At 39.6% G+C, this 24283-nt stretch carries 24 protein-coding genes and 2 riboswitches; of the genes, 18 read left to right on the top strand and 6 right to left on the bottom strand.

Going from position 1 to position 24283, the window contains the following annotated elements:
* Window positions 1-12: 12 nt before the first annotated feature.
* Both rpmG and DFO73_RS21895 read left to right on the top strand, forming a co-directional pair.
* Entirely contained in the window at window positions 13-162 is a 150-nt protein-coding gene (gene rpmG, locus DFO73_RS21900; protein WP_110066821.1) for a 50S ribosomal protein L33, read from the top strand.
* 362 nt (window positions 163-524) lie between these two features.
* Window positions 525-851, top strand: coding sequence for a hypothetical protein (locus tag DFO73_RS21895; protein ID WP_110066820.1), 327 nt, complete (start codon window positions 525-527; stop codon window positions 849-851).
* 135 nt (window positions 852-986) lie between these two features.
* Here DFO73_RS21895 and DFO73_RS21890 read toward each other — a convergent pair whose 3' ends face one another.
* Window positions 987-1256 (bottom strand): phage holin family protein, encoded by a 270-nt coding sequence (locus DFO73_RS21890; RefSeq protein ID WP_110066819.1) that lies wholly within the window; start codon window positions 1254-1256, stop codon window positions 987-989.
* Between the two features lie 454 nt (window positions 1257-1710).
* Between DFO73_RS21890 and DFO73_RS21885 the strand changes: the two genes are divergently transcribed.
* Window positions 1711-1911, top strand: a complete 201-nt coding sequence (locus DFO73_RS21885) for a cold-shock protein (protein WP_009334826.1) — start codon at window positions 1711-1713, stop codon at window positions 1909-1911.
* A gap of 120 nt (window positions 1912-2031) precedes the next feature.
* On the top strand, window positions 2032-2616 hold the full coding sequence (locus DFO73_RS21880; RefSeq protein WP_110066818.1) for a DUF421 domain-containing protein: 585 nt from the start codon (window positions 2032-2034) through the stop codon (window positions 2614-2616).
* A gap of 70 nt (window positions 2617-2686) precedes the next feature.
* Here DFO73_RS21880 and DFO73_RS28855 read toward each other — a convergent pair whose 3' ends face one another.
* Window positions 2687-2845 (bottom strand): hypothetical protein, encoded by a 159-nt coding sequence (locus DFO73_RS28855; protein ID WP_219993444.1) that lies wholly within the window; start codon window positions 2843-2845, stop codon window positions 2687-2689.
* 167 nt (window positions 2846-3012) lie between these two features.
* Window positions 3013-3116, top strand: a riboswitch (SAM riboswitch).
* Window positions 3117-3204: 88 nt separating this feature from the next.
* On the opposite strand from DFO73_RS28855, the gene DFO73_RS21875 reads away from it, so the two are divergent.
* The 9 genes from DFO73_RS21875 (at window position 3205) to DFO73_RS21835 (ending at window position 15493) form a co-directional block, all read left to right on the top strand.
* The gene (locus DFO73_RS21875; protein WP_110066817.1) at window positions 3205-4518 is read left to right on the top strand and encodes a Na+/H+ antiporter NhaC family protein; all 1314 of its coding nucleotides are present in this window, start codon (window positions 3205-3207) and stop codon (window positions 4516-4518) included.
* A 246-nt stretch (window positions 4519-4764) separates the two neighbouring features.
* Window positions 4765-5910 (top strand): exonuclease SbcCD subunit D, encoded by a 1146-nt coding sequence (locus DFO73_RS21870; RefSeq protein WP_110066936.1) that lies wholly within the window; start codon window positions 4765-4767, stop codon window positions 5908-5910.
* Entirely contained in the window at window positions 5907-9041 is a 3135-nt protein-coding gene (locus DFO73_RS21865; protein WP_110066816.1) for an AAA family ATPase, read from the top strand. The genes DFO73_RS21870 and DFO73_RS21865 overlap by 4 nt, the downstream gene beginning before the upstream one ends.
* A 62-nt stretch (window positions 9042-9103) precedes the next feature.
* Window positions 9104-9781 (top strand): diphthine--ammonia ligase, encoded by a 678-nt coding sequence (locus DFO73_RS21860; RefSeq protein ID WP_110066815.1) that lies wholly within the window; start codon window positions 9104-9106, stop codon window positions 9779-9781.
* A 100-nt stretch (window positions 9782-9881) separates the two neighbouring features.
* On the top strand, window positions 9882-10256 hold the full coding sequence (locus DFO73_RS21855; protein WP_110066814.1) for an SET domain-containing protein: 375 nt from the start codon (window positions 9882-9884) through the stop codon (window positions 10254-10256).
* A gap of 390 nt (window positions 10257-10646) precedes the next feature.
* Window positions 10647-11348: a YwaF family protein gene (locus tag DFO73_RS21850; protein ID WP_110066813.1), complete on the top strand. Its 702-nt coding sequence runs from the start codon at window positions 10647-10649 to the stop codon at window positions 11346-11348.
* Between the two features lie 27 nt (window positions 11349-11375).
* A complete protein-coding gene (coaW, locus tag DFO73_RS21845) occupies window positions 11376-12182 on the top strand; it encodes a type II pantothenate kinase (RefSeq protein ID WP_110066812.1) in 807 nt (268 codons plus the stop codon).
* Window positions 12183-12281: 99 nt separating this feature from the next.
* A complete protein-coding gene (gene selB, locus DFO73_RS21840) occupies window positions 12282-14150 on the top strand; it encodes a selenocysteine-specific translation elongation factor (RefSeq protein ID WP_258309696.1) in 1869 nt (622 codons plus the stop codon).
* A gap of 344 nt (window positions 14151-14494) precedes the next feature.
* Window positions 14495-15493 (top strand): C40 family peptidase, encoded by a 999-nt coding sequence (locus tag DFO73_RS21835; protein WP_110066810.1) that lies wholly within the window; start codon window positions 14495-14497, stop codon window positions 15491-15493.
* An 81-nt stretch (window positions 15494-15574) separates the two neighbouring features.
* Here the strand turns inward: DFO73_RS21835 and DFO73_RS21830 are convergent, their stop codons facing one another.
* Window positions 15575-15766: a CsbD family protein gene (locus DFO73_RS21830; protein WP_110066809.1), complete on the bottom strand. Its 192-nt coding sequence runs from the start codon at window positions 15764-15766 to the stop codon at window positions 15575-15577.
* Between the two features lie 213 nt (window positions 15767-15979).
* A riboswitch (SAM riboswitch) is annotated at window positions 15980-16084 on the top strand.
* A gap of 166 nt (window positions 16085-16250) precedes the next feature.
* Between DFO73_RS21830 and DFO73_RS21825 the strand changes: the two genes are divergently transcribed.
* From DFO73_RS21825 to DFO73_RS21810, 4 genes are all read left to right on the top strand, one after another.
* Entirely contained in the window at window positions 16251-17264 is a 1014-nt protein-coding gene (locus DFO73_RS21825; protein ID WP_110066808.1) for a methionine ABC transporter ATP-binding protein, read from the top strand.
* A complete protein-coding gene (locus DFO73_RS21820) occupies window positions 17254-17919 on the top strand; it encodes a methionine ABC transporter permease (protein WP_110066807.1) in 666 nt (221 codons plus the stop codon). The genes DFO73_RS21825 and DFO73_RS21820 overlap by 11 nt, the downstream gene beginning before the upstream one ends.
* 106 nt (window positions 17920-18025) lie before the next feature.
* Window positions 18026-18856, top strand: coding sequence for a MetQ/NlpA family ABC transporter substrate-binding protein (locus DFO73_RS21815; protein ID WP_110066806.1), 831 nt, complete (start codon window positions 18026-18028; stop codon window positions 18854-18856).
* A 381-nt stretch (window positions 18857-19237) separates the two neighbouring features.
* Window positions 19238-19801, top strand: a complete 564-nt coding sequence (locus tag DFO73_RS21810; RefSeq protein WP_110066805.1) for a M15 family metallopeptidase — start codon at window positions 19238-19240, stop codon at window positions 19799-19801.
* 69 nt (window positions 19802-19870) lie between these two features.
* Here DFO73_RS21810 and DFO73_RS21805 read toward each other — a convergent pair whose 3' ends face one another.
* Window positions 19871-20920, bottom strand: a complete 1050-nt coding sequence (locus tag DFO73_RS21805; RefSeq protein ID WP_110066804.1) for a M42 family metallopeptidase — start codon at window positions 20918-20920, stop codon at window positions 19871-19873.
* 129 nt (window positions 20921-21049) lie between these two features.
* On the bottom strand, window positions 21050-22132 hold the full coding sequence (locus DFO73_RS21800; RefSeq protein ID WP_110066803.1) for an AI-2E family transporter: 1083 nt from the start codon (window positions 22130-22132) through the stop codon (window positions 21050-21052).
* Between the two features lie 153 nt (window positions 22133-22285).
* On the opposite strand from DFO73_RS21800, the gene DFO73_RS21795 reads away from it, so the two are divergent.
* Window positions 22286-23344: a mechanosensitive ion channel family protein gene (locus DFO73_RS21795; protein ID WP_258309690.1), complete on the top strand. Its 1059-nt coding sequence runs from the start codon at window positions 22286-22288 to the stop codon at window positions 23342-23344.
* A 53-nt stretch (window positions 23345-23397) separates the two neighbouring features.
* Here the strand turns inward: DFO73_RS21795 and DFO73_RS21790 are convergent, their stop codons facing one another.
* Window positions 23398-24237: an STAS domain-containing protein gene (locus DFO73_RS21790; RefSeq protein ID WP_181396090.1), complete on the bottom strand. Its 840-nt coding sequence runs from the start codon at window positions 24235-24237 to the stop codon at window positions 23398-23400.
* Window positions 24238-24283 lie beyond the last annotated feature (46 nt).

Here is a 24283-nt window from a genome sequence, read left to right as displayed (position 1 = left end):
GGAGAAAATAATATGAGAGTAAAAATTACACTAGCATGCACCGAAACGGGGGACCGTAATTATATAACAACAAAAAATAAAAGGAACAATCCGGACAGGATTGAATTAATGAAATACAGCCCGCGGCTAAAAAAAAATACCTTGCATCGTGAAACAAAATAATGATCAGGAACCCTTCTTAATGAAGGGTTTTATTAATGAAAAGATTATGGAAATGTATTGGTGTATTTTTATAGTGCTTATAGTTCATTATGTAAAAGGAAAATATCCTGCAAGATGGCTAGTTTCCTGCATGATCGCTGCACTGGTAATTATATAATTACATACACCTTTTTACGGTGGAGTCTTAGTTAACCGAGGGAGGGTTCCTCCGGGGGTAATCGCAGGAGATTTCATAAAAAATCAAGTAACATTTATATAACAAATAACAGCTATTTATATCATTTTCGATACAAGATACCTAAAAGGGTTTATAGATCTACTCCGAATGTGTATAAATAAAAGATAGTAAAGGGGAGAGACCTATGATAAATCTATTAAAAAACCCTGATTTTGTGCAATTTTGTGAAACTGCATCCCCACTTGAAATGGTAGAGCATTTAACAGACGGCAATATTAGAGGGCTGGAAAAAATCGCACTGGGGACTCTGGCAAATAGAAAGCAGCTCCCGCCCAATGTCGTTAATGTTCTGCTCGTTTATTTTTTCAGCACTTTTGCAAATAAAGTATATGATCGAAATGATCTTGCGAGGCTTTACGATTACTGGTCTTCAAATCATGTATATAGCTTCTTAAAAGCACAGGAAATGACTGAAGAAAATATTGAAAATGTCTTATCAGGTTTAAAATAATATAGATAATAGTTAAAAGAAGTTCAATCCCAAATGGGTTGAACTTCTTTTTATCTAGTTTTAGCAAACGTTCATATAAAAAACGATGAGTTCGCTGCTTAAAAAAAGTCCTCAAATCGAGGACACCTAAAAACATTATTTCTTTTTTCTTACAGAAGCTCCTTCTACTGTTTGTTTCATCATTTGATGGCCAAGAACTGCCACCCCTGCCGCAATGATTCCATTAATGACTCCGTTTATTGAAAATCCAAATGCGATACTGCCGACAGTAACTGAGATAATGACAAGTATCCATAGTATGGACCAATCAGGCACGGATGGCGTTTGCTTCAGTGCATACCCGATCACCCATAAAGCCGGCACCAGCATATAATAATTTTGGCTCAAAAAATCTAAAAGGTTCATGTGAATCACCTCCTAACTATTTTCACTGTATTATATGAATGGGTCTATCAAAACGTTTGTTTGCCTGTCCGTTTTCAACATTTATTTTTTAATCGAGGATAAGAGATCCCTTACCTGAATGAGAACAAATCCCCATGCTTTGCCTCTCGTTTCCAAAAGAACCTAAAATAGAGTTTAAGCAAGAAGGTTAACTTAACCTTTTGCTGTTCAGATCCCGGTTTGCACAACAAGCCGTGAGACTGGGTGAAAGTGCTTTCAAACGCATGGCAATTAGTTGACATTCCTATTTAATAATGCTAAATTTAAATCAGCCGTTATGCATCGTGTTATATTTTGCTAGCTGCTTTTTCAACCGTTAGGCAATGGTCTGGATGAGTAATGGACGTAAAGTTATAAGCGTGTATATGGTGAATTTACACATGGCTTTTTTGAAGCCAATAGGAGGATTTTTTTCATGAAAAACGGTAAAGTAAAATGGTTCAATGCTGAAAAAGGTTTCGGATTCATCGAAGGTGAAGACGGAAACGACGTATTCGTACATTACTCTGCTATCCAATCTGAAGGTTTCAAATCTTTAGAAGAAGGCCAAGAAGTTTCTTTCGAAGTTGTTGAAGGCGCTCGCGGACCTCAAGCAGCTAACGTAACTAAACTATAATCGACAGACCCATACAGAGACAGCCTGGCCATTTTGGCCAGGCTGTTTTATTTTGCAAAGATTGCATATTAGTCCGTTTTATACCACATCCTAAAAGAAAAAGGAAGGTGGATTAACAGGATGAATTTTGCCTGGCAATCATTACTTTTAGTTTTTGCAGGGGTTCTCCTGCTGCGTGTGGCTGGAAGAAAATCTATTTCACAAATGACACTTGCCCAAACAGTTGTTATGATTTCAATTGGTTCTATCATTATTCAGCCAATTATTGAGACAAGTGTATGGAAAACGATTGTGGCTGCTGCCATTTTTATTGGATCTTTAATTTTGATGGAGTATTTGCAGGTAAAGTTTAATTTTATTGAAAAATTTTTAACCGGAAAATCGAAAATTGTAATTGAAAACGGGAAGCTTCAGCCCGCAAATATGAGAAAACTCCGCTTTACTGCTGATCAATTGGAAATGAGGCTTAGGACGAACGGAATTACAAAGGTTTCTGATGTGAAAGTGGCAACACTCGAACCGAATGGCCAGCTTGGATATGAATTAATAGATGATGCAAAGCCTTTAACAAGAGGTGAGTTTAAAAGACTGATGGGCGGGATGATATTACAGACTCCGGTACAGCCAGCGCCACAACAGTCTAATAATATTTTCGAGGAAATCAAAGAAGGACATCCCCAGCCTCATTCCCAGGACCTGCACTAATATTGGAATCTAATATACAAGGCTAATTGTCTGGGAATTAAAAAAGCCGCTACCTATTAGCGGCTTTTCATTATTCCAAGTTGGAGTTTTGCAGGCTTCTTCTCGTATCAAGTATTAATTCCTGAATTCGTAAATGATGCAGAATGGTCAAGATCACAATCCCGACACTGAATAAACTTGATATGATTGTGCTTCCAACCAAAAAACGAATAACCTTTCGATCGAACATCATTTCACTCCTTTTTTTCCTTAGTATGTCTTTATCAGGATAAAATTATTAATTTTTATGTATTGCTAAAAATCGGCAGGGAATTTTTATATAAAAAAGCTTGAACTTTAATCATTTTCCTGTATAATTTTCAAACAGAGTTAATAAATGATAACTTTATAACTTTTAACTTATCAAGAGAGACGGAGGGACTGGCCCTAAGATGTCTCGGCAGCGGGCTCACGTGAGCGCTGTGCCAAATCCAGCAAGCATTATGCTTGGCAGATAAGAAGGGGACTATTGATATGTCAAAGATCTCTTCTTGTTTGAAGAGGTCTTTTTATTATGTAAATAAAACCAACTAAGGAGAGAGGATAAGTATGAAAACAAACGAAAAAGGTAACCCGTTGGCTTTATTGCCCCTTTTGGCTTTTCTTCTGATTTTTATTGGAAGCGGCCTTGCAACAGGTGATTTTAAAAAAGTACCGATTATTGTGGCTGTGGCAATAACAGCGGGAATTGCCCTTTCCATGAACAGGAAAACGCCATTTATGGAAAAGGTTGATATATTCACGAAAGGGGCAGGAAACCCCAATATTATTTTGATGGCTATTATCTTTTTACTTGCAGGGGCATTTTCGGGAACAGCCAAAGGAATGGGAGCAGTCGATTCTACAGTCAACTTGGCATTGTCCTTTGTGCCGCAAAATTTACTTATGGTTGGGATTTTTATTATCGCCTGCTTTATTTCTCTATCAATGGGCACTTCAACAGGTACAGTTGTTGCTCTTGCGCCAATTGGTGTTGCGCTGGCAGCTGAAACCGATATCTCCGTAGCTTTGGCGTTGGCTGCAGTTATTGGCGGTGCTATGTTTGGTGATAATCTTTCCGTTATTTCTGATACTACCATTGCAGCAGTACGGACCCAAGGGACAAAAATGACGGATAAGTTTCGTGTGAATTTTTTAATTGTACTTCCTGCAGCCATTGCAACAGCTATAATTCTTGGATTTTTAACAGCTGGACAGGAAAGTGCAGTAGCCAGCCAGGATTTCAGCTTGCTGAAAGTGGTTCCATATTTGGGTGTACTTGCTGCAGCTTTGTTAGGAATGAATGTTATTCTTGTTTTAAGCGGCGGTGTCTTGCTGGCAGGGCTGATTGGAATTGCTGACGGAAGCTATACGCTGGTTTCCTTCTTGCAGATGATTGCAGAAGGGATGGCCGGAATGCAAACTCTTGCTATCATAGCTATTCTAATTGGCGGAGTAGTTGAGATCATTCGCTTTAACGGGGGAATCGAATTTTTGCTGCACTTAGTTACAAGCAAAATAAACTCCCGCAGGGGAGCCGAATTTGGAATTGCAGCCCTTGTCTCACTTACAAATGTATCTACAGCAAATAACACCATTTCCATTATCATTGCAGGACCCCTTGCTAAAAATATTGCTGATCAGTATGATATAGACCCCCGTAAATCTGCTAGTATTCTTGATGTTTTCGCTTGTTTTGTACAAGGGATGATCCCATACGGTGGGCAGATGCTGGCTGCTTCGGGTCTCGCAGCTATTTCTCCGGTAAGCATTATGTCTTACTCAATTTATCCATTATTGATTGGAATCAGTGGTATAATCGCCATATTTATTAATTTCCCAAAATTAAAAGAGCGGGAAAAGGTAACGAATAGTACAGTGTAGGAATACACTCCGCGGAGTAAAGGTTGTTTCAGGAAGATTCTTTAATAGGAAGTATATAAGAGCCTAGGGAATAGGCTCTTTTTAATTTTCCTGATAATCTACCTGTTGGAAAATTTTTCTGTTATAATAAGAACGAATGTTCTTTTAAGGATTTTCCTTATTTTGCAGAAGTACTTCAATTTTTTGATTTGCTATAATGGTAACATTGTAGATAAGGAATCATGGTGGGAAAAGAGGGTGATTGATATGAAACTTATCCATACGGCGGATTGGCATTTAGGTAAATTGGTTCATGGGGTGTACATGACGGAAGATCAGCGCCATTTTCTAAATAAATTTGTTGAAGTGGTTGAAGAAGAAAAGCCGGATGCTGTTGTTATCGCAGGAGATTTATATGACCGGTCTGTACCCCCAACTGATGCTGTAGAATTGTTAAATGAAATTCTTTTTAAAATAAATGTAGAACTTAAAACTCCAGTAGTAGCAATTGGCGGAAACCATGACAGCGCCGAAAGGCTTTCCTTTGGCAGCTCGTGGTACAGACAGAGCCATTTCTATTTATCAGGAAAGCTGGTAAATGATTTTAGGCCAATACATATCAAGGGTGTTAACTTTTACCTTGTCCCTTATGCAGAGCCTGGTATGGTCAGGCATTTGCTTGATGATGACAGAATCCATTCACATGATGATGCCATGAAGGCAATTGTCGGGAAGATTGAAGAAACTTTAAATCCAAATGAACCCAATATTCTTGTTGGACATGCCTTTGTACTTGGCGGGGCGACGAGTGAATCGGAGAGGACTCTTTCTGTCGGTGGTTCAGGCTGTGTCCATTCTAACTGCTTTGATCCGTTTTCGTATACGGCTCTTGGGCATTTGCATAGCCCAGATGCCATCAAGCATGACAAAATCCGCTATTCTGGCTCGCTTTTAAAGTATTCCTTTTCTGAAGCGAAACAGGAAAAATCAATTTCAATTATTGAGATGAAAGAAAATGGTGAATTCGATCTTCGTACCCGTTCCTTACAGCCTAAAAAGGATTTAAGAGAGGTCGAAGGATATCTTGAAGAGCTGATGGATCCAGCATTTTATGAAAAACAAAATCTGGATGACTATTTAAAAATCACACTTTTGGATGAAGGGGCATTATTGGATCCGATCAATAAGCTGCGGCAGGTATATCCAAATGTACTTCATCTTGAACGAAAGATTTCTATTACAGATATGAAGAAAAAAAGCTCCTTCATTTCTATGAAGGAAGAGAAAAAGTCAGAGCTTGAGCTTTTTAAGCAGTTTTACGAGCAGATGACTACTTCCGAATTTACAAAAGATAAACAACAGGTTATGGCCGATGTGATTGAAAAAGTGCTAAGGGAGGAAGCGCTAAAATGAGACCATTAAAATTAAAGATGCAAGCGTTCGGCCCTTATGCAGATAGTGAACAAATTGACTTTACAGAACTTGGGAACCGAACAATGTTTGTCATTTCCGGAAAGACTGGTTCGGGGAAAACAACCATATTTGATGGGATTAGCTATGCAATCTACGGAAAAGCAAGCGGTGAGGACCGCAATGGACCGGAACTTAGAAGCCAGTTTGCCAAAAATGAAACACTGACTGAGGTTTCTCTTGAATTTACATTAAGAAATAAATCATATTACATTTCCAGATCGCCTCAACAGGAAAAGAAAAAAGAACGTGGCGATGGTACAACAATAGTAAGTGCCAAAGCTGAACTTTATATTTATGATGAAAATGGAAGCCGGCAGCTTCTTGCGTCAAATGTAAGAGATGTCGATGAAAAAATAAAGGAAATCATGATTATTGACAGCAACCAATTCAGGCAAATCCTGATGATCCCACAGGGAGAATTCAGAAAACTTCTAACCTCAGAGAGCAAGGATAAGGAAATAATTCTTCAGCGGCTATTTCACACCCAGATTTATAAGCGGATTGAAGAAAAGCTTAAAGAAGATGCTTCTGATTTAAAAAGAACAGTTGAAGACCAAGTAAAGCTTCGTGATCAGCTTTTACTCCAGGTCCAGGCAGTTTTTAATGAGGAACTTATTGAGTATTTGGAAGCTGGCAGTGTAAATGACACAATTTTGCTGCCGCTTATTGATGCAGAAATTGGGCAAATGAGGGAAGGACTTGAGCAATTAACAGCTGCAGGCAAGAGCCAGAAAGAAAAAAGAGACAAACTCCAGAAAAAGCTGTATGAAGCAGAAACGATTATCAAACAGTTAAAGGCAAGAGACGAACTGAAACAAAGAAAAAATGAGCTGGAAGGATTAAAAGAAGAATTTGCCGGGAAGGAAAATCTAATTTCCCTTGCCCAGAAAGCAGCTTTGCTTAGCCAGCAGGAGCAGCTTTGCCATGAATTAAAGAAGGACTTGGACGTTTCAAAAGAGGAACTAACTGCACTAAAGAAAAGCATTGCTTCCCTAGCTAGGCTGTTAGAGGAGAACGAAGAAAGATGGGAAGCTGAAAAGAAACGTGAAGATGAAAGAAAGCAGGCTGGGGAGAATGTTAACCGGCTGCAAAACATGAAAGAGGATATCCATTCTTATGCTGAAGTAGAAAAGCAGGTTCGTGCACTTGAAGAAAAGCTGGAAACCCTCCGCCTTCAAAAAAAGCATAAGGATGAAGCAATTAAAACCTCTGATCATAAAATTCAAGTATTGGCTGAGGAAAAACAGGAAATTGAAAAGAGTCATTTAAAGCTTTTGGAACATGACCGGCTGCTGGAAAAAATGGCTGAGGAAATAGAACGGCTTCATAAATATGAAGACCTGCAGGGCGATTATACGCTAGCACTCGAAGTATTCGAAAAAAAGAAAAGATACTTTGAACAGACAGCATCCAGGCTGGAAGATGCCAGAATGCTTGTTGAGGAGCTGGAACGTAAATGGCTGCATGGGCAAGCATCCATCTTGGCAAATCAGCTGCAAAATGGAGAAGCTTGTCCGGTTTGCGGCTCAGACCATCATCCAAATCCGGCTGCATCGCAAACTGATATTCCTGATGAAAAAGATTTAAAGGCAGCCAAACAGCATGCAGCCGAAATCGAAGCAGATAAAGCAAAAGCGGAGTCTTCGTTCTATGAATCTCAATCAAACATGAAATCTATTGAAAATACTTTATGTGAGCTATTCAAACTTATACAAAAACAGCGGCCGGATATGGAAAAGGGAGATCTGCCGATTATTAAGAGTACTCTTCTTGCACAAAGAAAGGATCTCTTGAATCTTCAAGAGGAGTTAAAGAAAAAGAGCTTAAGATTGGAAGCTTGCACCTTAGAAATGGAAAAATCTCATCAGCATAAGGAAGCACTAGGTGCAGAAATAGAACGGATGCAGAGTCAAATAAATGATATCGCCATTCTCCATGCTGAAAAGAAAGGCAATTTGACGAGGGTGACTGAGGCTATTCCGGAAAATCTGCGTTCCATTGAAGCTTACCAGGCCACTCTAAAAGAAGCGGTTGATAAACTGGAGACTTTGCAAAAAAGTTTGGAAATTGCACAACAGAAATACCAGGATACAAAGGCTGCCTATATGGCTGAACAGGCAAAAATGGAGACGATTGAAAGGCAAGCTGTTAAGCTTGAAGAAAAGCTGGCAGTTGAAAGACAGAACTTTGTTCAGCGTATGAAGGATCAAGGGTTTGACGTATATGGAGAATACCGAAATGCGAAAAAATCCGAACATGAGATTCGTGCCCTGGAATTAGAAGTGCGGGAATATCGTGAAGAAGTACGGTCAGTAACTGACCGCTATTCGGAGATCTTACAGCTTTTAGAGGGTGTTGAAAAGCCAGACATAGAAAGTCTGCAAGCTCTCTTGAAAGAAACAGATGACCATCTAAAACAGCTGCAGGATCAATATACAAATCTGTATATGAAAAAGAAGCATAATGAAGAAACCTCACAAAAAATAACAGAAATTAATGAGAAAATGAAGGTGCTTGAAGAACGTTATAAAGTGATTGGACATTTATATGAAATTTCCAAAGGGCAGAACACATACAGAGTTACTTTTGAAAGGTTTGTGCTTGCTGCATTTTTGGACGATATACTTAGAGAAGCAAATGGGCGATTAACCCGGATGACAAGCGGCCGGTACCAATTGCTGAGAAAAACGGACCGTTCGAAGGGAAATGCGCAAAGCGGTCTTGAATTGCTTGTGTTCGATCAGTATACAGGCCAGGAAAGGCATGTCAAAACATTATCAGGGGGAGAAAGTTTTAAAGCGGCATTGGCCCTTGCACTTGGCTTGGCTGATGTAGTCCAGCAATATGCCGGAGGGGTTTCTCTTGAGACGATGTTCATTGATGAAGGATTTGGCACACTTGATCCTGAATCATTAGATCAGGCAATTGAGGCTTTAATCGATATTCAAAGCAGCGGCAGGCTTGTTGGCATCATTTCCCATGTCCCGGAATTAAAGGAAAGAATCGACGCCCGCCTTGAAGTAACAGCGAGCCAGACAGGCAGCAGCACGGAGTTTCAATTTTTAAATTAATTGAAAATAGAAGGATAGCTAGCCTATCCTTTGCAAATTTTGAAAGGTAAGAAGGTGATTATGTGGCTAATAGAGTAGCTTTATCGTGGAGCGGAGGCAAAGACAGCTGCCTGGCTTTGGAGGTTTTAGTAAAGCAGGGTGTGGAAGTTGCATGTTTGATAACAACTGTACCAGCAGAGATTGGCAGAACTTTTGGCCATGGTGAAAAGACCGAATTGATTCATCTTCAGGCTAAAGCATTATCTATACCTGTAGAATTCATTTCTTGTTCCTTTGAAGAGTACACAGAACGTTATATTAGTGAATTAAAAAAATTAAAAGATAAGTTTAATCTTACAGGCATTGCATATGGTGACCTGTACTTAGCAGGACATCGCCATTGGGGTGAAAAGGTGGCAGAAGAAGCAGGAATTAATGCTGTTTATCCTCTCTGGATGGAGGAAAAAGATAGTATCCAGGCACTAGAAACCTTTGTGAAATCAGGTTATATGGCCAGAGTAATTCGTGTTCGAGAGGATGTACTGGATCCGTCCTGGCTGGGCAGGGAACTTGATGCTGCCTTTTTGCAAGATATCCAAAAAAAAGCTGTTTGCCCAATGGGAGAATCGGGAGAGTATCATACGTTTGTATATGACGGCCCATTGTTCTCACAAAAAATTCAACTGGGGTTCCCTAAATTAATACAGCTTGAAACCACCAAAAAGCTAGAATTTGGAGAATATAAGCTTATCGGAAAATAAGATATGATCTCCCTAAATTCCTTTAAAAGTTATTTCTTTAGACATAACTGTCAAACATAAAAATAAAACACGTCATAGACGAGAATGAGCAGGTAACTAAATGATTGAAATCAAAACATCTACGCTAAGTGATGGCGAACATAACAGAGGAGTATTTGCCACACGTGATATTAAAAAGGGTGAGCTGATCCATGAAGCACCAGTCCTGCCTTACCCAAATGAAGAGCATCAGCATATAGAAAAAACCGCTCTTGCTGATTATGCCTTCGAATACGGAGCTAAACACAGTGCAATTCTATTAGGCTATGGGATGCTTTTCAACCATTCCTATAAACCAAATGCTGTTTATGATATTAATTTTGATAACCACACTTTTGATTTTTTTGCCTATAAGGATATAAAGGCGGGAGAAGAAATACTGATAAATTATAATGGAGAAGTTGATAATGATGATCCGCTTTGGTTTAATCAGTAAGGGTTGCACAGTAAACATGTTAAATAGATAATATTTTTTCATCCATATCCCCATTGAGATGATCTTTTATCGTAATCTTCTTTGTTTCCATATTCTTTTGTTTTGGCTTTGTTGATTTTAGCACCCTGCTGATTGGAGTGGATGGCGCGAGATCTCGAAAATGAATTGGCATGTTCTTCGTGCGGGTTTATTCGAGGTGCTTATTCAATGTCCTGCAGGAGCAGCGTTTCAAAGGTAGACCCACAAAGGCGCGCTCCCCGACCGCCTGCGGAAAGGGAGCGCCTGGAGCGGAAATCAAGAGGCAAATTTAACAAAGCCTTTGCTTAAAGAAGGAATGTAGCAATTAAACATTAATTTAAAAGATAAATGTTCTGAAGGGAGAGAGTTATTATGGCCGGAGTTTTTTCTCATGATTATAATGCTTTCCCTTTTATTGCTTTTACAGGTTCTCATCTTTTAATGCTTGCCTTATTTGCTGCAGTTTCCGGTATTATGTTCATATTCCGTGATCGCCTTCGCCACATTGACGGACAAGTCAGGAAGGTAATGTTTTTCTTGCTTTTTACGATGGAACTCTTCTATCATATATGGCTTTACAAAGGTGGTTATTGGGATATTTCCTACACTTTGCCACTCCATCTCTGTTCGATTAGCCTAATTCTATGTTTGGTTTTACTGGCAACTAAATCTAAAGCCATTTTCCAAATTGTTTATTTCATTGGGATAGTCGGTGCTTTGATGGCCCTCCTGACTCCCGAGCTGTTTTTAGGCTTTCCCCACTTTCGTTATTTTCAATTTTTTATTACCCATGATCTTATTATTTGGACATGCCTGTATTTTGTGTTTGTCCATCAATATAGGCCAACAGGTAAAGGAATGCTCATGTCCGTCCTATTTTTAAATATAAGTGCAGCTGTTGCTTTTATGGCAAACAAACTTACAGACGGAAATTATATGTTCCTGTCCTATAAACCGGATAATGCCTCTTTATTGGATTATTTTGGTCCGTACCCTGTTTACATATTATCACTTGAAGGGGCTGCCATATTGCTGTTTCTTTTGCTGCTGATGCCGTTCAAAAGGAAAAGGTAGGCAATCTGCAAGAAAGGAGGAATCTTCATGAGAACTGTTAAAGTTGGGATAGATGCGGGCGGTACATTGCTGAAAATGGTTTATGAAGAAAGTGGACGCTTTCACTATAAGACTTATTCAATGGATGACTTACAGAATTCAATGAATTGGCTGAAGATGACTGCTGCTGGGGCATCAGTAGCATTGACAGGCGGCCAATCAGAATTACTAAAAAATGATTTCTTTCCAAATGCCATTCCTGTTTCTGAATTTAAGGCAAGCTGTGAAGGAGCAGATTTTTTGATGAAGCAGGAAGGGAAAACGAAGGAAAACTATTTGCTCATTAATATTGGAACCGGTACATCCATTTATCTTATCAAGGCCAGGGAATATACCCGAATATTAGGGAGCGGTATCGGCGGAGGCACATTTTTGGGGCTGGGGAAATTGCTTACTGGAGAAACCGGCTTTTCAGAGCTGGTTTCTCTGGCAAGAAAAGGGGAAGCTGCGGCTGCAGATTTGCTGGTTAAAGATATCTACCACCCCTCCAAACCTCCAATAGACGGCAGCCTGACCGCCAGCAATTTTGGAAAAGTCCGCATTAATGAAGAGGTAAGCAATGAGGATAAAATAGCAAGCCTAACCAATATGATTGCAGAAACGATTGTACTTTTAAGTATGCAGTCTGCTTCCCAGCATCAAATTAAAGACATCGTTTATATTGGAAATACTCTCAAAAATAATAAGCTGCTTAAGAACCGCTTAGAGCATTATACCAACATGCTTGGCTTAAATCCGGTTTTTATTAAGAATGGGGAATACAGCGGTGCAGTGGGGGCTTTCTTGTCTTTATAATACCTGTTTATTGAAAGATTCTTTTTTTCAGGATACAGTTAAAAAGAACGTATATAGAAGTAGGTGGCAGATTTGACGAAGAGATATTTTACTATAGGCATGGCAGGTCATATCGACCATGGAAAAACAACTTTAACTAAAGCTTTAACGAATGTAGATACTGATAGGCTGAAAGAAGAAAAAGAACGGCAAATATCCATAGAGCTCGGGTTTGCACCTTTATATGAAGATGAGGAAATTCAAATATCTGTCGTGGATGTTCCCGGACATGAACGCTTTATACGGCAGATGATAGCCGGTGTAGCGGGAATAGACTTAGTCGTTTTAGTAGTTGCTGCTGATGAAGGGGTAATGCCGCAAACAAAAGAACACCTGGAGATTCTTGATTTTCTTGGGATCCGAAATGGGATTGTTGCTATTACGAAGATTGATCGAGTAGAAGAGGAATTTATTGACCTTGTAAAGGAAGAAATAATCGAGGAACTTAAAGGAACAGTATTTGAACATGTTCCCTTCGTATTAACAGATAGTCTGTCCCTTAACGGAATTGATGAACTAAAGCAGTTAATCATTCATACTTTGAAAGAACAGGATACCCGGGATGCGAAAGGGGCTTTCCGCCTGCCGATTGATCAGGTATTCACCGTAAAGGGGCAAGGAACGGTAGTAAGAGGAACGGTTTATGAAGGATGGGTTGAAGAAGGGCAGCCTCTTAAGATTCTGCCAAAAGGACTTGAGGTAAGAGCTCGGCAGCTTCAGGTGCATCATCAGCCTGCAACTACCGCCTTTGCAGGGCAAAGGGCAGCAATTAACCTTTCCGGGGTATCTAAGGAAGACATTGAGCGTGGAGAAGTGCTTGTTTCTTCTGAGCATTTTAGCGTAACGAAAACCATTGATGTAGCTGTTAGAATGGTTGAAAATCTTGAACATATTATAAAACAGCGGATGCCGATTAAATGCCATATTGGGACAGCTGAAGTAATGGGAAGAATTGTATTTTTCGATCGTAATGAATTAAACGATAATGATGGAGAAATTCTCTGCCAGCTGCGATTGGACGAGGAGATTGTAACCAAAAGAGGAGACCGGTTTATTTTGAGGAGGCCAAGTCCCCAGGAGACAATCGGAGGCGGCTGGGTAATTGATCCTAACGGTGAGAAATATCGGTTTGGATTAAAAACCATAGAGGAATTAAGCAAGAAAAAAGAGGGCAGCCCTAAAGATAGAATCATGGCTGCGTTAACGGAAGGTAAGAGTTTGTCGCTTTCCGAAATAATTACCAGAACATCACTAGATGAAATGACAGTAAAAGAATCCCTGTCGGATGCAGATTTCCTTAATATAAACAGCAAAGAATTTACACTTGCTGCTATAAAAGAAAGTATTGAAGAAGAAATATATGACCGTTTACATGAGTTTCATCATGAGAACCCGATGAAGCAGGGGTTAAATAAAGCAGAACTTCTTCAGATTATGCTGAGAGAATATCCTAAAATGCTTGTTGAATTTGTGATAAGCCTTGGAACTGAAGGTGAAATTTTCAGAAGAAAAGGGCAATACTTGCAAAATGCCGATTTCCATCCGCACATCCCGCAAAACTGGCAAAAACGCATCGAGAATCTTCTGGCTGAATTAAAAAAGGATGGTTTAAAAGTAAAGCATTTCGATGACTATTATTTTTCTGCTGGGATTCCAGAAGTTCTAAAAGGAGATTTGAAGCGTTTCTTAGAAGAGCAGGGAACAATTGTGCCACTTGATGGGCAATTCTATTGGCATGGAGACCATTTCGGACAAGCAGTAGACAAACTAAAAAAAGATACAGGTACTGAATTCGAAGTTGGAGATGCCAAGGAAGTCCTGGGACTTTCCAGGAAATATATGATTCCTTTTTTAGAGAGGCTCGACTCCATGGGACTTACAAACCGAATCGAGAACAAAAGAGTTTGGAGAAAAACAGTCATTAATTAAAAGCTGGTCCTTAGACCGGCTTTTTTTATTTATATTCGTTATTAAAAGTAAGATAAACAGCTAAAGAACGGGATTTTTTTATTTTTGGGGGTATTTTCTATTAAAAAGTTTATTGTAAATATTCAATCAACTTGGGGTATATTGCTCTTGTGTTTCCATTAATAGTTTAAATTTCTATTATTTTCTGGGTTAAATTTACTAGATTCCATTGGAAGAGTTAGGTTATTAAGGGAAGTTTGGGAACGGGGAGATAGTTTTACCAATCCCTCCAATATTTTCAGGTAGGATTTTACTAGTTTTATTACTAATATTAGGTTGTCAAAGAAATTTAAGGAGTGTACAACTTGAAAAAACAACTACTTACAATGGCTGCGACAGCTGGTTTATTGTTTACAACGTTCAATGGTGAAGCAAGTGCTCATGAAAATAGATATAAAGTTCAGTCAGGCGATACATTGTGGAGAATTTCCATTAATAATAATCTGTCAGTGGAAGAATTAAAGAAATGGAATAACATTTCTGGTTCGACGATTTATACAGGGCAGTCTTTATCTCTGTTGGCACCGCACAGTCATGAGGCTTCAACTGGTACATCAAGCAGTGGAGCAGTCAGCTATACAGTGAAATCAGGCGATACTTTATGGGGAATTGCAAGAAAACATGGCCTTTCCGTCAGCGCTCTTAAGAATTTAAACGGGCTTAGCCGTGACACCATTTATCCAGGCCAAAAGCTTAAGGTCAAAGGCACATCTCAAAGTGTATCTGTACCTGCAGCAACAGCTTCTTCAGGAAGCAGCAGTGTCTATAAAATTCAAAGAGGCGACACTCTTTCCGGAATTGCATCTCGCCATAACTTATCGGTTTCACAATTAAAGGCAATGAATAATCTTTCTTCTAATCTTATTTATGCAGGCCAAACTTTAAAGGTTAAAGGGACTGCAGTTAGCCAGACAACAGAAACGAAAGTAGCAGCCCAGACTGCATCACAGGTTGACGAGCTTATAGCAGAAGCAAAGAAATATATAGGTGTTCCATACGCATGGGCGGGAAGCACGCCGTCAGGATTTGATTGCAGCGGCTACCTTAACTATGTATATAGCAACGTAGGAATCTCCATTCCTCGTACTGTAGCATCCATTTGGAGTGCTACAAGGTCAGTTTCAACACCAAGAGCAGGGGATCTTGTCTTCTTTGAAACGTATAAAGCAGGTCCATCCCATGCAGGAATTTATCTTGGGAATAACAAGTTTATTCATGCTGGTTCATCTCGAGGTGTAGAAATCAGTGACATGAATAATTCCTACTGGAAGCCACGTTACATTGGTGCGAAAACAGCTTTTTAATTTATTACCCATTTATATTGGAATGAAACATAGAAATGAAAAAAAGTAACCAACGGCTCGAACGCGTTGGTTACTTTTTTATTAATCTCTTGAATCATTAAAAGTTTTGGAGAGGGCTTCTTTGGCATCGCCCCATTTTTCTTTAGCTTGGCCTTTCATTTTATCCATATTTCCTTCAGCTTCTTTTGATTCATTATTTGTAAATTTGCCGTATTGTTTTTTCAGTTCGCCTTTTAATTGATCAACATTGCCGTTTGTTTGGTCTCGATTCATTTTGGAATTTCCTCCTTGTCTAATTATTTCTTGCTTTTTATTTACCCGCAGGACATCTATTAAAACAAAACAAACAATTATAAATATTTCCTATAAAAACTTTTTTCTTACAGCCGCAACGTTGAAAGCGTTTCCTTTAATTGTTTGAATATAAAAAGCTTATTGACAATTCTTTTGTATGGATATAATATTTTCACTAACAACTTAATAGCTAACTTATCAAGAGTGACTGAGGGATCAGGCCCAATGACGTCCGGCAACCTCCATTTTGGAACGGTGCCACTTCCTGCAGAATGATTTTATTCTGAAAGATAAGTCGTAATACATACGCGATGCCTCTTTCCGAATGGAAAGAGGTTTTTTATTTGAAAAAGGCTATATTAAAACTGTTTGATGATTTTGGCGCTTTGTTGTTTGGAGCGGAAATCAACAGGCAAGTTTAATAGATTATTTGAAATAGGGGCGAATGAACGGGGGGATCTGCATGATAGAAATTAAAGATATGGTAAAAGTGTATGAAACAAAAAAAGGGAGAGTAACAGGTGTTGACCATGTGTCGCTTACAGTGGAAAAAGGAGAAATTTTCGGAATTGTAGGATACAGCGGTGCAGGTAAAAGCTCGTTGCTCAGGTGTTTAAACTTATTGGAAAAGCCGACTTCAGGGGAAATAAAAATTGATGGACTATCTTTAACCTCATTAGGAAAAAAAGAGCTGCGCCAGGCACGATTAAAAATCGGTATGATTTTCCAGCATTTTCACCTGGTTAGTTCGAAAACAGTCTTTGAAAATATAGCTTTTGCTTTAAAAGCAGCACATAAGACCAAGAGCGAAATAGATGCGAGAGTGAAAGAATTGCTTGATATGGTGGGGTTAACGGATAAGCGGGATGTCTATCCTTCACAGTTAAGCGGAGGTCAAAAACAAAGGGTTGGAATTGCCCGGGCATTGGCCAACAATCCATCCGTCCTCCTATGCGATGAAGCAACATCTGCATTGGACCCGAGCACAACGAAATCGATCCTGTCACTTTTGAAGAAAATTAATAAAGAGCTTGGTTTAACCATTGTATTAATCACCCATGAGATGGAGGTTGTTAAAGATATTTGCGATCGGATGGCCGTCATGCAGGATGGAAAAGTGATCGAGGAGGGAAAAGTGTACGATCTTTTCTCAAATCCTCAGCAGCCGCTGACAAAAGACTTTATTAACAGTATCCTTCAATTTGATTTGCCCGAAAAGCTTTTAAAGGAACGGAATGGAAAGATTATAAAAATATATTTCCAGGGCAGCATCGCAGAGGAATCCGTCATCTCAGATGTATTTCAGCAATTTAAAGTTAAAGGTAATATTCTTCACGGAAAAATTGAGTATATACAGGAAACACCGCTTGGGATATTTGTGATGGAACTTACAGGTGCGCCGCTCGAGATAGAACGTGCCATCCATTATATTACTGATCGAACAAGAAATTTGGAGGTGATTCGGGATGCAGCTTGATAGTTTATTAAGTATATTGCCAGAACTAAATAAAGCATTCTTTGAAACAATCTATATGGTTGGCATTTCAATAATAATAGCCATTGTTGTGGGCCTGCCGACAGGCGTGCTGCTATTTGTAACAGATAAAGGGCTATTTTTGGAGAATACAGCTTTTAAAAGTATTGTTGGCTTTACCGTCAATATGGTACGGTCTATTCCATTTATTATTTTGCTGATTGCACTTTTGCCTTTAGCCAATTTGATTACTGGCACAACCATTGGACCGACTGCAGCATCTGTTTCACTTTCAGTAGCAGCCATTCCCTTTTTCGCAAGAATGGTCGAACAGTCTTTGCGTGAGATCGATAAAGGGGTGATTGAAGCAGCTGTAGCTGTTGGAGCATCACCGTGGATGATTATAAAGGACGTCCTTGTCCCTGAAGCAAAACCTGGAATTATCCAGGGGATTACAATCACAGTCATCAGCCTTGTCGCATACTCAGCGATGGCAGGCATTGTTGGCGGCGGAGGTGTGGGTGACCTGGCCATTCGCTTTGGATATTACCGATATGATAATACAGTTATGTTTACAACCGTTATTATTCTAATTTGCCTGGTCCAAATATTCCAATTTGCTGGAGACAGGATTGCAAGATTAGTTGATAAAAGATAGATAAAGAAGTGGGGGCGGCGGAATCTCGGCGATAGCCTTAAACCTCCACTAAATGAATCGAACCTATAGACGATAGTCTAAAAAACATAACAGGGGGAAAAGGGAAATGAAAAAACTTGGATTACTATTCATGCTTGTACTTACATTGGGCATATTGGCAGCATGCGGCAGCGAAGATTCATCCTCAGAAGCAAGCAGCGATAAAAAGGAAGTTACAATCGGGGCTACATCTGGCCCATACAGTGACATGGTTAGCAAGGCAATTAAACCAGTACTTGAAGATAAAGGCTATACAGTGAAAGTAGTTGAATTCAGTGATTATATCCAGCCAAATCTGGCTCTTTCAAAAGGAGATCTGGATGCAAACTTATTCCAGCATAAAGTGTACATGGAAAACTTCGCAAAAGAACATAACATCGAGTTATCGGAGGTAGTGGTGGTTCCAACCGCACCGATGGGAATCTACTCTAAAAAGTTCGCTTCACTTGAAGAAATTGAAGACGGTGCAGCGATTGCTATTCCAAACGATCCAACAAATGCAGCACGCGCTTTCTTGATTCTCGAGGATGCAGGAATAATCACATTAAATCCGGATGCAGATCCGCTTACTGTTTCTGAGAAGGATGTAGAAAACAATGTAAAAAACCTTAAATTTAAACCAATCGAAGCTGCCCAGCTTCCTCGTGCGGTAGACAGTGTAGATTTGTCAGCTGTTCCAGGGAACTTTGCCTTAGCTGCAAAAATGGATCTGCTTGATGCACTGCAGCTTGAAAAAATGCCGGATCAATACCGCAATCGTGTGGTCATTGACACGAAAAATGAAGATGCCCAATTTGCCAAAGACCTAAAAGAGGCTGTTGAGTCAGCTGAATTTGAGAAAGTCATTGATGAACAGTTCAAAGGCTTTGGCAAACCAGAATGGATGGAAAATCAATAATAACATTAATGAAGGAATGCGCCGGTTCTTGCCGGCGTATTTTTTGGTTATAAAATAGTAATTTATCTCTTAAGTTTATATATGTAATAAGTGCTGTGAGCAAAGGTAGGAGTTGACACATAACCCTTTGACAACGTAAATAGAGTACGGTTCGACGAAAAAAGCAGATTTCGACACATTCAACGACCCACGATGTAAGGCAGGTTGAAATGAACGAAGTAACTGTTTTAATCGACGTGAAAAGGGCGCAAAACAGCCGGTTTCGTAGCCCAAAAATCCCATTGGTACAATACAGCCTCTTATAAGTGAACTTTCCTCAAAATCTTGCTAAAATAAGAGACGTATCTACTTCAAGACCTAGCAAAGAAAGGACATAATATTTTGTTTTTTAAACAATTAGGGAGCTTTCTTCTATTTTTATTAGTCATAACTACAGTTGGACTCATTTTCTATCAATATATACAGCAAGCAAAAGAACCATTTTTAAAAGATGTGCCGCCTCCAACCGCTCTGCATCCTGTGGTTGAAGAGAAGAAGGATGAGCTCATTGCGAAGGCCGCAGATAGAGGGATTAATGTGGTGATTACCCAGGATTTTAGAAGTATCGAAGAGCAGGACGCCCTTTATGAAAACGGGCGTTCAAAAGAAGGCAGCATTGTTACACATGCAAAGGGCGGAGAGTCTTACCATAACTTTGGACTGGCCATTGATTTTGCGCTGCTGTCTGTTGATGGCCAGGTGATTTGGGACATGCAATACGACGGGAATGGCAATGCCAGAGCAGATTGGTTGGAGGTTGTCGGGATTGCCAAGGACCTCGGTTTTGAATGGGGAGGGGACTGGAAGCATTTTAAGGATAATCCTCACCTGCAAATGGATTTCGGCCTTTCCATCTGGGAGCTGCAAAGAGGGAAGAGGCCCCCGGAAATAGAAAAAACGCCATAAAGATGAACTGCCCTCCCCCAATTGTTAGGCACATCTAACAATTGGAGGTGCAGTTTTTTTAAAATAACATTATAGTACCATCTCTGATTGTACATAGTGGTACAGCAATTTGGCTGTATTTTCAATTGAACCTTCATGTGTACGCTCAAAAGCATGGGAAGAGTCAATTCCTGGCCCAATCAATCCGTGTACGATATCATGTCCGGCACGGATAGCAGCTGATGCATCGGATCCGTAGAAAGGATAGATATCGAGTTTGTAGCCAATCTCATGCTTTTGTGCCAACTGAACAAGCCGCTTTCTTAATTCGTAATGGTAGGGGCCGCTTGCGTCCTTTACACATATGGAAACTGTATATTCATCTGTTGATTGCCCATCTCCCATAGCACCCATATCGACAGCCAGATACTCTACCGTTTCAGGTGTGATGTTTGAGTTGCCGCCATAGCCGATTTCTTCATTATTGGAAATAAGAAAGTGAGTTGTATATGGCATCTCAATATTATCCGACTTCACCTGTTTAATAAGCTGTAGAAGGATGGCGACACTTGCTTTGTCATCAAGGTGGCGGGACTTAATAAACCCTGAAGGTGTCGTTTGAACGCGAGGATCGAAGGAAACAAAGTCCCCGACCTCAATGCCAAGAGCGCGGACATCCTCTGCATTTTGAACCTTTTCATCTATACGGACTTCCATATTATCCTGGTTTCTTTCTGCCTTGCCGGCATCCTTGTATACATGGACTGAGGTCTGGTGCATAAGTATTGTGCCGGTAAATTTTTTGCCGGAGGACGTTTCAATTTCACAATATTCGCCTTCAATAGAGTTGTACTTGAAACCGCCTATCAAATCAATTTTAAGGCGACCACTCGGTTTAATTTCTTTTACGATCGCACCAAGAGTATCGACATGTGCTGTGAGCATCCGATGATTGGCATCATCTTTGCCTGGCAGAGTTGCAATCAGACCGCCTTTGCGGTTTCTTTTAGTTTCTACATTCAGCTCATTTAAAAACTTTTCCACATATTTAATCACTTCATTCGTATTTCCGGAAGGACTCGGGATAGACACGATTTCTTTTAATAAACTTATTGTTTCGTTTGTGTTTGGGTAAGCCATGATAAAACCCCTCTCAAAATATTTCCATACAATTCCTATTATACTGTTTTATTAATAAAGATTCATATCATTCGAATTATCTCCCCAAAAAAGGAGCTGCCGGTTTGGCAGCTCCAACTAAACAACTAACTATTCTTCCGATAAAATACTTTCTCTTGTTCTTAATCTGTAAAATCTCTTGAAGTCTTTGACCAGCACCTTAATAACTGAGTATAAAGGAATGGCTATGAGAATTCCGATGAAGCCGTACAGGGATCCTGCTACGAGCAGCAAAATAATGACCGTTAAGGGATGAAGGTTCAGCCTATGGCCCATTACATAAGGAGATACAAGATTTCCTTCCAGCTGCTGTACAACAACAAGTACGCCTAAAATTTTAAGCACCATTGTTGGGCTTTGCATCATGCCGACAAAAATGGCAGGGATTACTCCCAGAATGGGGCCGAGAAATGGGACGACTGTCAGGAACATCGCAAAAATCGCCAAGATTAAAGCGTAATCAAGACCAATAATGAGGAAACCAATGTACATAAGTGTCCCGTCAACAACTGCGATAATGAACTGTCCAATGACATAGGAAAATAAGGTTTTATCCACATCTGTAAGAATTTTGTTCCCCTCATGCTCGTGTTTATCCGGCAAATATTTTAATAGGAAGGGGCGAAGCTTATGATCATCTTTTAAAAAGTAAAATAATATAAAAGGTACAACGACGAGTACTGTAGCGATGCTGGTAATCGTACTGAATATATTCATGATGTTTTCGCCTGCACCGGATAAAATCGATTTAAAATAGGAGACAGCCTTGTTCTCGAGATTCTTGTATGAAAACATTCCCATATTGTTTTCTTCAACCACTTCTTCTGTTTCTTTGGATACATCCTTTACTTTTTCAGGCAAATTCCCGGTTAATTCGGTAATTTGATTGCCTATCAAGGATCCGGCAAAACTGCTCCCTAAGTATATCAAGCCAGCTACCGCCGCAAACACTAGTAGTATGCTTGCTGTTTTTGGCATGATATTGGAAGCCAGCCTAACGAGCGGCCTTAGAATATAATAGAAGAGACCAGCAATTAGTAAAGGAAAAAAGATTGTGGCAATCAAAGCACGGATTGGCCACAGAAAGTAATCAATTTTTCCTAAAAGAAAAATGATGATTAAAACCAAAATTATGCCTGTTGCATATTTAAAAAATGGTTTGTTAATCCACATTCACATACCCCAACCTTACATTATGTATTTAATATTCACCTTTCCTTTTTTTTGTCATTGTTAAACACAAAGCTGGTTTGAACGCTTCTTCTGTTTAATAAGCCCTAAAAGAAGGAATAGATAAACATTAGCAATTAAACAGGTGAGTGTTATATGGAAGAATTGAATGTATCTATACTATTAATAAAAAATGTAACTATACAAGAAGCTGCACTATTTCTCTTTTTTACTGGCGTAATTTTGGCTGCAAAATGGATGATCAACACGGTCTTGAATAAAACGGGGAAAAAGAAGTCGATCCAAAACGAGCGTATTCTTCAAGGAGTTGCCTCATTAGTAAATTGGGCCGCTTTTTATGGGATTATCATTCTCTTTCTGTTTTACTTTTCCAAGGAAAAGTGGCTTTCTTACATCTTGTTCACCGCAGGTGAAGTAGATGTTACTCTCAAATTACTTATCGTCGCATTTTTAACTGTTTCGCTTGCACACCGGCTGGTTCAGGTATTAACCAAATATCTGTTAACATCTGTTTATGAGTTTTACGGGGTCGACAGAGGATTAGGTTACTCATTCAACCGGATGGTCTACTACACGGTTATGATTGCTGCTCTTGGGATAAGCTTAACGACCGTAGGGCTGGATTTAAGCGCTGCAGCTGCGATATTGGGCGTCCTTGGAATTGGTATTGGTTTCGGTATGAGGAATGTTGCCGGAAACTTTATTTCAGGTATTATCATTTTGTTCGAAAGGCCGGTTGAAATTGGGGAGATGATCGAAATCAATAATAAGATAGGAAAAATAGAAAGTATTCGTTTAAGATCAACGATCATCCGGACAGCCAAAGAGGGGACGCTAATCGTACCAAACCAGTATTTTATAGAACAAATAATAAAAAACAGGACAGGTTCAGAAATGCTGGCACAAGTACTGATAAGTGTTGCCTATGGAACAGATACAGAAAAAGTCGAAGAACTGCTCCACGAAGTAGTAGTACGGGAGATTCCAAATGCAGACGGGGTGCTGCTTAAACCACCTCCAGATATCCGTTTTGTTGATTTTCGCAATAAAGCCATGGATTTTCTTATCGAAGTCCCAGTTGCCCATTTTGAAGCAAAGCAAAATTTTGAAAGCCGTCTGCGTCATGGAATTGCGGAAACCTTTTATAAAAATGGAATTGAGCTCGCTTCACCTCAGGGTTACCCAGCCGATTAACTGTTCCCATTATAAGCCAGGCTGCACAATCAATGTGTGCTGCCTGGCTTTCTTTAAATGCTATTTTCTATAGACATTTGTGAAATAACGGCTTGAAGATTGCTCATCACCTGGATATTTGCGAAACTTACACCCAATTGAACGACTGATTGGGCAATTTCAGGCCTAAGACCGGTCAGAATGGCTTTAACACCAATCAGATTTAAAGCCTTTACGACCTGGAAAATTTCATGTCCAACCATTGTATCGATAATCGCGACCCCGGACATATCAACAATCAGCGTATTAACCTTTAGCTCTGAGCATTTTTGCAATGACTTTTCAATCAAAACCTTCGAACGATATGTATCGAGCTCGCCAATTAACGGCAAAATTGCTACTTCCTTGGTTAGTGCAATAACAGGTACGGATAGTTCCTGAATTGCTTCTTTTGCTAAATCCAAAGAGCGTTTATGGTCTTTTACATAGGAAGCGCTAAATATGGATGCTGCGTTATCCAAAATAGGGTCAATAATATCTGATACCTCGATAAGCTCCATTGGATCAACAGAATTAGTTTTTACATATTCTTTAATCACTTTCCAAGTTAAAGAACGGTATGCGCTAATCGTTTTTAGAGCTTTATCCAACGGAAGCTGGCTTTCAACTGCTCCTTCGCCTGTAGCCTTTGCCCATTCAGCGACTTTTTCTTCCACAGATTCTGGATTCCTCTCCATGATCGCTTCTCCCAAAAAACCGATGAGGTTGGATCTCCATTCATTTACTGCATCTAAATCGTGTTGTGAAGCTTTTAAACGCTTTACATAGCCTTCCTCTAAAAGCCCATTGAATTGTTTCGTTATTTCAAGCTTTTTATTTATTACTTCTTGCCCGATGTCTTTTAAAGATTGCAAATTATAATCCTCCATGACTTTTTGAATCATTATAACATTGGTCAGA

It is taken from the genome of Cytobacillus oceanisediminis, assembly GCF_003182355.1.
Classification (GTDB): domain Bacteria; phylum Bacillota; class Bacilli; order Bacillales; family Cytobacillaceae; genus Cytobacillus; species Cytobacillus oceanisediminis_A.
The sequence above is the reverse complement of the archived record's forward strand: the minus strand, read 5'-3'. Positions and strand labels throughout refer to the sequence as shown.

Coding starts and splice junctions, on each gene's coding strand:
- DFO73_RS21815 (WP_110066806.1), top strand. CDS start 18,026: ATGAAAAAACTTGGATTACTATTCATGCTTGTACTTACATTGGGCATA.
- DFO73_RS21875 (WP_110066817.1), top strand. CDS start 3,205: ATGAAAACAAACGAAAAAGGTAACCCGTTGGCTTTATTGCCCCTTTTG.
- DFO73_RS21880 (WP_110066818.1), top strand. CDS start 2,032: ATGAATTTTGCCTGGCAATCATTACTTTTAGTTTTTGCAGGGGTTCTC.
- selB (WP_258309696.1), top strand. CDS start 12,282: ATGGCAGGTCATATCGACCATGGAAAAACAACTTTAACTAAAGCTTTA.
- DFO73_RS28855 (WP_219993444.1), bottom strand. CDS start 2,845: ATGTTCGATCGAAAGGTTATTCGTTTTTTGGTTGGAAGCACAATCATA.
- DFO73_RS21850 (WP_110066813.1), top strand. CDS start 10,647: ATGGCCGGAGTTTTTTCTCATGATTATAATGCTTTCCCTTTTATTGCT.
- DFO73_RS21795 (WP_258309690.1), top strand. CDS start 22,286: ATGGAAGAATTGAATGTATCTATACTATTAATAAAAAATGTAACTATA.
- coaW (WP_110066812.1), top strand. CDS start 11,376: ATGAGAACTGTTAAAGTTGGGATAGATGCGGGCGGTACATTGCTGAAA.
- DFO73_RS21820 (WP_110066807.1), top strand. CDS start 17,254: ATGCAGCTTGATAGTTTATTAAGTATATTGCCAGAACTAAATAAAGCA.
- DFO73_RS21825 (WP_110066808.1), top strand. CDS start 16,251: ATGATAGAAATTAAAGATATGGTAAAAGTGTATGAAACAAAAAAAGGG.
- DFO73_RS21870 (WP_110066936.1), top strand. CDS start 4,765: ATGAAACTTATCCATACGGCGGATTGGCATTTAGGTAAATTGGTTCAT.
- DFO73_RS21885 (WP_009334826.1), top strand. CDS start 1,711: ATGAAAAACGGTAAAGTAAAATGGTTCAATGCTGAAAAAGGTTTCGGA.
- DFO73_RS21830 (WP_110066809.1), bottom strand. CDS start 15,766: ATGAATCGAGACCAAACAAACGGCAATGTTGATCAATTAAAAGGCGAA.
- DFO73_RS21895 (WP_110066820.1), top strand. CDS start 525: ATGATAAATCTATTAAAAAACCCTGATTTTGTGCAATTTTGTGAAACT.
- DFO73_RS21890 (WP_110066819.1), bottom strand. CDS start 1,256: ATGAACCTTTTAGATTTTTTGAGCCAAAATTATTATATGCTGGTGCCG.
- DFO73_RS21855 (WP_110066814.1), top strand. CDS start 9,882: ATGATTGAAATCAAAACATCTACGCTAAGTGATGGCGAACATAACAGA.
- DFO73_RS21800 (WP_110066803.1), bottom strand. CDS start 22,132: ATGTGGATTAACAAACCATTTTTTAAATATGCAACAGGCATAATTTTG.
- DFO73_RS21865 (WP_110066816.1), top strand. CDS start 5,907: ATGAGACCATTAAAATTAAAGATGCAAGCGTTCGGCCCTTATGCAGAT.
- rpmG (WP_110066821.1), top strand. CDS start 13: ATGAGAGTAAAAATTACACTAGCATGCACCGAAACGGGGGACCGTAAT.
- DFO73_RS21805 (WP_110066804.1), bottom strand. CDS start 20,920: ATGGCTTACCCAAACACAAACGAAACAATAAGTTTATTAAAAGAAATC.